The organism is Microbacterium sp. 22215, assembly GCF_052045655.1.
Classification (GTDB): domain Bacteria; phylum Actinomycetota; class Actinomycetes; order Actinomycetales; family Microbacteriaceae; genus Microbacterium; species Microbacterium phyllosphaerae.
In genome coordinates, this window is record NZ_JBQEPC010000012.1 from 98,617 (window position 1) to 107,062 (window position 8,446).

Annotated in this window: 7 protein-coding genes; 1 reads left to right on the forward strand and 6 read right to left on the reverse strand. The window is 68.5% G+C overall.

The features are described 5' to 3' along the window. Nucleotides 1-51: 51 nt before the first annotated feature. Nucleotides 52-1,050 carry a DMT family transporter gene (locus ACTJKH_RS16870; RefSeq protein ID WP_259162955.1) on the forward strand — a complete coding sequence of 333 codons (999 nt, stop codon included), beginning with the start codon at nucleotides 52-54 and terminating at the stop codon, nucleotides 1,048-1,050. A gap of 10 nt (nucleotides 1,051-1,060) precedes the next feature. Here ACTJKH_RS16870 and pgl read toward each other — a convergent pair whose 3' ends face one another. From pgl to ACTJKH_RS16900, 6 genes are all read right to left on the reverse strand, one after another. After that, nucleotides 1,061-1,846, reverse strand: coding sequence for a 6-phosphogluconolactonase (pgl, locus tag ACTJKH_RS16875; protein WP_440737869.1), 786 nt, complete (start codon nucleotides 1,844-1,846; stop codon nucleotides 1,061-1,063). Further along, on the reverse strand, nucleotides 1,846-2,781 hold the full coding sequence (locus ACTJKH_RS16880) for a glucose-6-phosphate dehydrogenase assembly protein OpcA (protein WP_259162734.1): 936 nt from the start codon (nucleotides 2,779-2,781) through the stop codon (nucleotides 1,846-1,848). Before ACTJKH_RS16880 ends, pgl begins: the two co-directional genes overlap by 1 nt. Continuing rightward, nucleotides 2,778-4,328, reverse strand: coding sequence for a glucose-6-phosphate dehydrogenase (gene zwf, locus ACTJKH_RS16885; RefSeq protein ID WP_259162732.1), 1,551 nt, complete (start codon nucleotides 4,326-4,328; stop codon nucleotides 2,778-2,780). The genes ACTJKH_RS16880 and zwf overlap by 4 nt, the downstream gene beginning before the upstream one ends. 22 nt (nucleotides 4,329-4,350) lie before the next feature. Continuing rightward, complete coding sequence (locus tag ACTJKH_RS16890; protein ID WP_440737870.1) at nucleotides 4,351-5,958, reverse strand: glucose-6-phosphate isomerase; 1,608 nt, start codon at nucleotides 5,956-5,958, stop codon at nucleotides 4,351-4,353. After that, nucleotides 5,955-7,067: a transaldolase gene (gene tal, locus ACTJKH_RS16895; protein WP_210098176.1), complete on the reverse strand. Its 1,113-nt coding sequence runs from the start codon at nucleotides 7,065-7,067 to the stop codon at nucleotides 5,955-5,957. The genes ACTJKH_RS16890 and tal overlap by 4 nt, the downstream gene beginning before the upstream one ends. Then, the coding region (locus ACTJKH_RS16900) for a transketolase family protein (RefSeq protein WP_440737871.1) at nucleotides 7,064-8,446 on the reverse strand (1,383 nt) is incomplete at its 5' end. The genes ACTJKH_RS16900 and tal, both read right to left, overlap by 4 nt.

Sequence of the window (8,446 nt, forward strand, 5' to 3'; positions counted from 1 at the left end):
TACTCGGCGCATATCGCCGGGTAGGGTCGTAGGGTGAGCATCTCCGTATGGATGACTGGGGCGGAAGACGTCACCGAGCAGCTGGTCGGTGTCTTCCAGAACCCCAAACTGCTCCTCGGCATCCCCCTTGCGCTGGCAGGTGCCGTCTTCATGTCACTCGGGGCTCAGTACCAGCACCGTGGTGTCGAGAAGGTCGAGCGACTCAGCGGCGCAGACGGTGCCAGCGGTCTCAGCGCCGGACAGCTCAAGGCGCTGCTGACCAGGCCGTCGTGGATCGCAGGCACACTCATGTTGGCTCTGGCCATCGTGTGCCAGCTGGCAGCCCTGTCGCAGGCGCCCCTGATGGTCGTTCAGCCCCTCGGCGCGATCGCGCTCGTCATCACGACCTTGCTCAACGCCCGGATCTCGGGGCACTCACCGACCAGACAATCGATCACCGCGATCATCTGCTGCGTCGGCGGCATCTTCCTCTTCGTCTTCTTCGCGGCGATCTACGCCACGGAACGACCGATCTCCGACAACGAGCTGTTCACGATCCTGACGATCCTGCTGGTGGTCATCATCGTGCTCGGGGCATGTTGGCTCGTGCTGCGTCGACGCATGCGCGCCCTCTTCTACGTGATCGGGGCCGGTATCCTCTACGGCTTCGTCGCCACGCTGGCGAAAGCTGTCATCAACCGGATCGAAGCGGGCAACTTCGAGTGGATCACGCTCGTGTGCGTGATCGCCCTGATCGCGGCCGGTGCCGTCGGCGCGTACTTCGTGCAGACCGCGTACAGCTCCGGCCCGCCGGACCTCGTGATCGCAGGTCTGACGGTCGTCGACCCGATGATCGCCGTGCTGATCGGGATGGTCGTGCTCGGAGAGGCGGCCGCCGCGCCGCCGTGGGTCCTCGTGATCTTCGCCGTCGCCGGGGCGATCGCGATCTGGGGAGTCGTGGGACTCGCGAGATATCACCCGCAGGTGCTCAGCGACAGTCAGGACCTGGGGATCACACGCGGCAGCGACGGGGATGCGAAAGGCCCCGAGGCGAAGAGCCCCGAGGCCTGATCACACCGGCTCAGTAGGCCGGGTCGATGAGATCCGGTGAGACCTCCGAGGCGGCGGCCTCGTCGACGAAGAACACCGTGCGCTTGCGACCCTTGGCGCCCGCTGCGGGCACATTCGTATAGCTGGCTCCGGCAAGGGCGAGCCCGAGCGCCGACGCCTTGTCGGCGCCCGTGAGGACGAGCCAGACGCGCTTCGAGGCGTTGAGCACCGGACGCGTCAGAGTGACGCGCTCCGGCGGCGGCTTGGGGGAGTCGCGTACGGGCAGGGCCGCGGCATCCGTCACCGTCACCTCGGGGCGATCGGGGAACAGCGATGCGATGTGGCCGTCGGGGCCGACGCCGAGGAAGCACACGGCGAACGACGGCCACGGGTGCTCGTCGGTGCCGAAGCGTGCGAGCTCGTCCGCATAGGCATCCGCGGCCTCGTCGAGGGTCAGCCCCTCGCCCGCGGCTGCGACCTCGTGCACGTTCTCTGCGGGAACAGAGATGTGGTCGAGCAGCGCTTCTCGCGACTGTCGAGCGTTGCGGTCGGCGTCGTCGCGAGCGACGAAGCGCTCATCGCCCCACCAGAAGTGCACGAGCGACCAGTCGATCTGAGACGACCGCGGGTGCGCGAGCGTCGCACGCAGGACCGCACCACCCATCGAGCCGCCCGTGAGGGCGACGTGGGCGATGCGGCCGTTGCGCGTGCGAGCACGAAGACGCGTCAGGAACCTGTCGGCGACACTCGCCGCCAGTGCGGCGGGAGTGGGTTCGACCACGACCCGCTTCTCTGCGGGCGCTGTCTGCGACGACATCATTCTCCTGTCTCGGGCGGACCCAGCTTCTCCCAGCCCTCCGTGATCACTCGACCGTACAGGACGTCAGGGTCGAGTCGACGCAACTCCTCGGCGAGGCACTCGCGCAGCGTGCGCCGGGGAAGGTGCAGGTCGTGGTCGGGCTGATCCGGCTGCGTCAGGACGGCGACGCCCGGGGTGGGACGCTCGAGCAGGATGTCGCCCGATGCGCGGTGGAGTCGCACCGACTTGATGCCCTCCTGCCAGTGCTCGGGGTCTTCGTACGACCACGTGACGGGAACCTCGAGTGCCATCTGCAGCCAGGCGGCGAGCAGCGCGGTCGACGGCGAGGCGGACCCGCCTCGCACCTCGACCGCGGTGACCTCTTCGAACGGCGGCTGGTCGAGAACCGCGGCCAGCTGCTCACGCCAGTGCGTGAGGCGCGTCCACGCGAGGTCGGTGTCACCGGGAGCGTGCGAATCGCCGAGGAGCGCGAGGCGTTCGCGTACGTCCGGTGCGGTCGCGGCATCCGTGATCCGTCGCTGCGCGATCTTGCCGAGCGGCGAGTCGGCAGGTGAGGTCGGAGCCTCCTCCGGCCACCAGGCCACGACGGGCGCATCCGGAAGAAGCAGGCCCGTGACCAGGCTCTCCTCATTGCTGGCCGCGTCGCCGTAGGCGTGGAGCACCACGACCTCGCTGGCGCCGGCGTCGCCGCCGACGCGGATCTGCGCGTCGAGACGCGCTTCTCCGTCACCGGTGGTGAGCACGATCACGCGCATGGGGTGCTCGCGAGAGGCGTCGTTGGCAGCGTCGATCGCCGCTTCGGCGACGCCGTTGCGGGCCGAGATGATCAGCGTCAGCACACGTCCGAGGGCGACAGCGCCACCCTCTTCACGCACCTTGACGAGCTGCTTGGCGACCTGGCTGACGGTCGTGTCGGGAAGGTCGATGATCACGGGCGTCTCCAGACTCGTCCGTCACGGGCAAGGAGGTCGTCGGCGGATGCCGGACCCCACGAGCCTGGTGCGTACTGGTCGACCGGGCCGCCTTCGGCTGCCCAGAACTTCTCTACAGGGTCGAGGATCTTCCACGAGAGCTCGACCTCTTCGTGCCGCGGGAACAGCGGCGGATCGCCCAGCAGGACGTCGAGGATGAGCCTCTCGTACGCCTCGGGGCTCGCCTCGGTGAAGGCGTGGCCGTAGCCGAAGTCCATCGTGACGTCGCGCACGTTGGTGCCGTTGCCGGGAACCTTCGAGCCGAAGCGGATCGTGACCCCCTCGTCGGGCTGCACGCGGATCACGAGTGCGTTCTGACCGAGTTCCGCCGTGTTGGAGCGACCGAAGAGGTGCTCCGGCGCCGACTTGAACACGACCGCGACCTCGGTGACTCGGCGCCCGAGGCGCTTCCCCGTGCGCAGGTAGAACGGCACGCCAGACCAGCGGCGGGTGTCGATCTCGAGCTTGATCGCGGCATACGTCTCGGTCGCCGACTCGGGGTTCATGCCGTCCTCATCGAGGAATCCGGTGACCTGCTCGCCGCCCTGCCATCCGCCCGCGTACTGACCGCGCGCCGTCGAGAGGGAGAGATCCTCGGGAACATGCACTGCGGCGAGGACCTTCTCCTTCTCTGCGCGCAGGTGCTCTGCCGAGAGACTGATCGGCTCCTCCATCGCGGTGAGAGCCAGCAGCTGGAGCAGGTGGTTCTGGATCACGTCCCGTGCGGCGCCGACGCCGTCGTAGTAGCCCGCGCGTCCTCCGACGCCGATGTCCTCGGCCATCGTGATCTGCACGTGGTCGACGTAGTTGCGGTTCCAGATCGGCTCGTAGAGCTCGTTCGCGAAGCGCAGCGCCAGGATGTTCTGGACCGTCTCCTTGCCGAGGTAGTGGTCGATGCGGAAGATCGAGTCCGCCGAGAACGCGACTTCGAGGGCGGCGTTGAGCTCACGGGCCGACTCGAGGTCGTGGCCGAAGGGCTTCTCGATGACGACGCGACGCCAGCGCTCGTCGTCATCGTCGTTCGCACCGACGAGTCCGGAGTCCTTGAGCTGCTTCGCGACGAGCGGGAAGTCCTTCGGCGGGATCGACAGGTAGAACGCGTGGTTTCCCATCGTGCCGCGTTCGACATCGAGCTGGTCGACGGTCTCGCGGAGCTTGCGGAACGACTCGGGGTTGTCGAACTCACCGGAGACGAACCGGATGCCCTGCAGCAGCTGCGCCCACGTCTCCTCGCGGAACGGGGTGCGTGCGTGCTGCTTGACGGCGTCGTAGACGACCTGAGCGAAGTCCTGGTCCTCCCAGTCCCGTCGGGCGAAGCCGACGAGAGCGAATCCGGGGGGAAGGAGTCCGCGGTTGGCGAGGTCGTAGACCGCGGGCATGAGCTTCTTGCGTGACAGGTCTCCGGTCACACCGAAGATCACGAGGGCACTGGGCCCCGCGATCCGGTTGAGGCGGCGATCATCGGGGTCACGCAGCGGGTTGTGCCCGCGCGAGATGGGAACAGACATCGGTGGGGGATTCTCCTGGCTGTTACTTCTGTGCTGCTTCGAAGAGGGTGAGGACGTCAGCCGACGAATCGGTGATCGTCAGGGAGACGACCGGACGGCCGTGCTCGGCGAGGACGCCGGCGTCGCCGGCAGCCTGCGCTTCGATGAGCTGCCCGAAGGTGAAAGGCCTCTCAGGGATCTCGAGGTCGACCTCGGTGCGCTCCAGGATCTGCAGGAACACGCCCTGGGCGGGACCGCCCTTGTGGTACTGACCCGTGGAATGCAGGAACCGGGGTCCCCAGCCGAATGTCGTGGGACGACCGGAGTCGGCGGCGACGAGCTCGCGGAGGCCCTGCAGCTGCGGGACGTCGAGCCGGTTGACGTATGCCTGGATCGAGACGTAGCCGTCAGACGGCAGCTCAGCCCAGAGCGCGTCGAGCACGCCTTCGACCGTTCCCGACACCGCGAGGGCGGGATCGGACACCCGCACCTCGACGCCGTTCTCGACGAACGCCGGGGCCGTGGGCTCCGGGCGGGCGTCCAGGAGGCCACGGGCGGCGACCTTGGCCGACTCGACGTCGGGCTGGTCGAACGGGTTGATGCCCAGCAGGTACCCGGCGATCGCAGTGGCGTACTCCCACACGATCAGCTGCGCACCCAGCGATCCGCTGACGAGGATCTCGTCCTGGTGGCGCTCACGGAGGTGGAACTCGTTCGCGTCATCGACCAACCGCACGATCTGCAGGTCGGCCGGCTTCGAGTCGAGCTCGGGCGACACGGGAAGCAGGACGACGGGCAGGATGCCGGTGCTGTCCTTTCCCGTGGATTCGGCGATGAGCTGCTCGATCCAGTCGGGGAGGCCGTTGATGTGCGTGCCGTCGGTGATCAGGCCCAGCTTGTCGCGGCGAGGCGAGGTGGCGGAGATCGCCGCGGCCAGCCGCAGGGCGGGGTTGTCGGCGGAGTCGATCGCGACCTCGAGGAGCGAGGCCTCGGCCTCGTCCAGGAGCTCGTCGATGTCGGCGCCGGCGAGGCCTGAGGGCACGAGACCGAACGCGGTGAGCGCCGAGTACCGACCGCCCACGTTCGGGTCCGCGTGGAAGACGCGGTATCCCGCCTCACGGGCCGACGCGTCGAGCGGGGAACCCGGGTCGGTGACCACGACGATCCGCTCGACCGGGTCGATGCCCACGTCGCGGAACGCTGCTTCGAACGTGCGGCGCTGCGAATCGGTCTCGACGGTGGAACCCGACTTCGACGACACCACGAGCACGGTGCCCTCGAGGCCCTCGTCCAGCGCGGCGAGCACCTGGCTCGGCGCGGTGGAGTCGAGGATCGTGAGCGGCACGCCCGCGGTCTGGGCGATGACCTCCGGAGCGAGCGAGGAGCCGCCCATGCCGGCGAGCACCACGCGCGTCACACCCTTGGCGTGGAGATCCGCGCGCAGCGCGGAGATCTCGGCGACCAGCGGGCGCGAGACGGAGACCGCCTCGATCCATCCGAGGCGGATCGACGCCTCCGACTCGGCTGCCGGACCCCAGAGGGTCGCATCGCCGCCGGTCAGGCGGGAGGCGATGAGGTCGTGGACGAGAGCGGGAACCGTCTCGTCGATCGCGACCCGAGCCGCGCCCGAGGCGTGGATCGCGAATGTCATCGCTGCGCCTCGAGGCCCTCTGCCACCTGCGTGAGCAGGTCGTGCCACGAGTCGATGAACTTGGCGACGCCCTCGTCCTCGAGCACCTGGGTCACGTCGGTGAAGTCGATGCCGAGGTCGGCGAGGCCAGCGAAGACGGCGCGAGCCTCTTCGTAGCCACCGGTGATGGTGTCGCCCGTGACGACGCCGTGGTCGAACGTCGCCTCGAGCGTCTTCTCGGGCATCGTGTTGACGACGTCCTTCGCGACGAGCTCGGTGACGTAGAGGGTGTCGGGCAGAGCCGGGTCCTTGACACCGGTCGAGGCCCAGAGCGGACGCTGAGCGTTCGCACCGGCCGCGATCAGGTCCTGGGCGCGCTTCTCGGCGAACTTCTGCTCGTAGAGCTCGTAGGCGAGACGGGCGTTGGCGAGCCCGGCCTTGCTCTTGAGCGCCTCGGCCTCGTCGGTGCCGATCGCCGACAGTCGCTTGTCGGTCTCGGTGTCGACGCGCGACACGAAGAACGAGGCGACGGAGTGGATGGTCGACAGGTCGATGCCGGCGCTGTGGGCCCGCTCGAGTCCGGTCAGGTACGCCTCGATGACCTCGGCGTAGCGCTCCAGGCTGAAGATCAGGGTCACGTTGACGCTGATGCCCGAGGCGATGGCCTCGGTGATGGCCGGGAGACCGGCCTTCGTCGCGGGAATCTTGACGAGGAGGTTCGGACGGTCGACCTTGGCCCAGAGCTGCTTGGCCTGTGCGACGGTGCCGTCGGTGTCGTGCGCGAGGTCGGGGGAGACCTCGATCGAGACGCGGCCATCGACGTGGCCCGACTTCTCCCAGACGGGGCGGAAGACGTCGAGCGCCGCCGCGACGTCCTGCGTGGTCGCGGCGAAGACGGCTTCTTCGGCCGTCGCACCGGACGCTGCGAGCTCGGTGACCTGAGCGTCGTAGGAGGTGTTGTTCTTGTCGGTGATCGCGTTGGCGAAGATCGTCGGGTTGGTGGTGACGCCGACGACATTGCGGGTCTCGATCAGCTCGGCGAGGTTGCCGGAGGAGATGCGGGTGCGCGACAGATCGTCGAGCCAGATGCTGACACCGGCTGCTGCGAGGTCTGCGGTGGGGGTGCTCATGCGTTCTCCTTGATGGTCTCGCGTGCGGCCGCGATGACGGCCTCTGTGGTGATGCCGAACTTCTCGAACAGGGTCTTGTAGTCGGCGGAAGCGCCGAAGTGGTCGATGCCGACCGAACGGCCGCGGTCGCCCACGATGCCGCGCCAGCTGAGGACGGAACCCGCCTCGACCGAGACGCGCGCGGTGACGGCCTTCGGGAGCACCGACTCGCGGTACGCCTCGTCCTGCTCGTCGAACCACTCGAGCGAAGGAGCGGAGACGACGCGCACGCCGACACCCTCCTCGGCCAGGGCCGCGCGGGCGTCGACCGCCAGCTGGACCTCGGAACCGGTGGCGATGATGATCACGTCGGGTGTGCCGTCGGGAGCTTCGGCGAGCACGTACGCGCCCTTCGAGACACCGTCGGTCGATGCGAAGACGTCACCGTCGGCCGCACCCTGGCCGCGCTCGAACACCGGGATGTTCTGACGGGTCAGGGCGATGCCCGCCGGTCCCTCGTGGCGGCGCAGGATCTCGAGCCAGGCGGCCGAGGTCTCGTTGGCGTCTGCCGGGCGCACGAGGGTGAAGTTCGGGATGGCGCGCAGCGTGGCGATCTGCTCAACCGGCTGGTGCGTCGGTCCGTCTTCTCCGAGCGCGACGGAGTCGTGGGTCCACACGAAGATGCTGGGGACGTTCATCAGGGCGGCGAGACGCACCGGCGGGCGCATGTAGTCGCTGAAGATGAGGAACGTGCCGCCGAAGGCTCGGGTCGGGCCGTGCAGCACGATGCCGTTGACGATCGCGCCCATGGCGTGCTCGCGGATGCCGAAGTGAAGCACGCGGCCGTAGGGGTCACCCGACCATTCGTGGGTCGACCACTCGGCGGGGATGAAGGACTTCGAGTCCTTGATCGTGGTGAGGTTCGACTCGGCGAGGTCGGCGGATCCGCCCCAGAGCTCGGGGAGCTCGGCGGCGAGTGCGTTGATGACCTGGCCGGATGCCGCGCGCGTCGAGACGTCCTTGCCGCTGGCGAAGACCGGGAGAGCGGACGTGATGTCGGCAGGGAGCTCCTTGGCCTCGAGGCGGTCGAGGAGCGCCTTGCGCTCGGGGTTGGCGGCGGCCCACGCGTCGAACGACGTCTGCCAGGCGGCGCGCGTCTCGGCGGCCCGGTCGGCGAGAGCACGCGTGTGGGCGATCACGTCGTCGGCGACGACGAAGTGCTCCTCGGGGTCGAAGCCGAGGACCTTCTTGGTCGCTGCGAGCTCGTCGCCACCGAGGGCGGAGCCGTGGATCTTTCCGGAGTTCTGCTTGCCGGGCGACGGCCACCCGATGATCGTCTTGAGGATGATGAGCGACGGCTTGGAGGTCTCGCCCTTGGCGGCCTCGATGGCTGCGTTCAG

Bases quoted from the DNA above. Each gene is read 5' to 3' on its own strand.
- ACTJKH_RS16870 (WP_259162955.1), top strand. From the start codon at position 52: ATGACTGGGGCGGAAGACGTCACCGAGCAGCTGGTCGGTGTCTTCCAG.
- pgl (WP_440737869.1), bottom strand. From the start codon at position 1,846: ATGTCGTCGCAGACAGCGCCCGCAGAGAAGCGGGTCGTGGTCGAACCC.
- zwf (WP_259162732.1), bottom strand. From the start codon at position 4,328: ATGTCTGTTCCCATCTCGCGCGGGCACAACCCGCTGCGTGACCCCGAT.
- ACTJKH_RS16890 (WP_440737870.1), bottom strand. From the start codon at position 5,958: ATGACATTCGCGATCCACGCCTCGGGCGCGGCTCGGGTCGCGATCGAC.
- tal (WP_210098176.1), bottom strand. From the start codon at position 7,067: ATGAGCACCCCCACCGCAGACCTCGCAGCAGCCGGTGTCAGCATCTGG.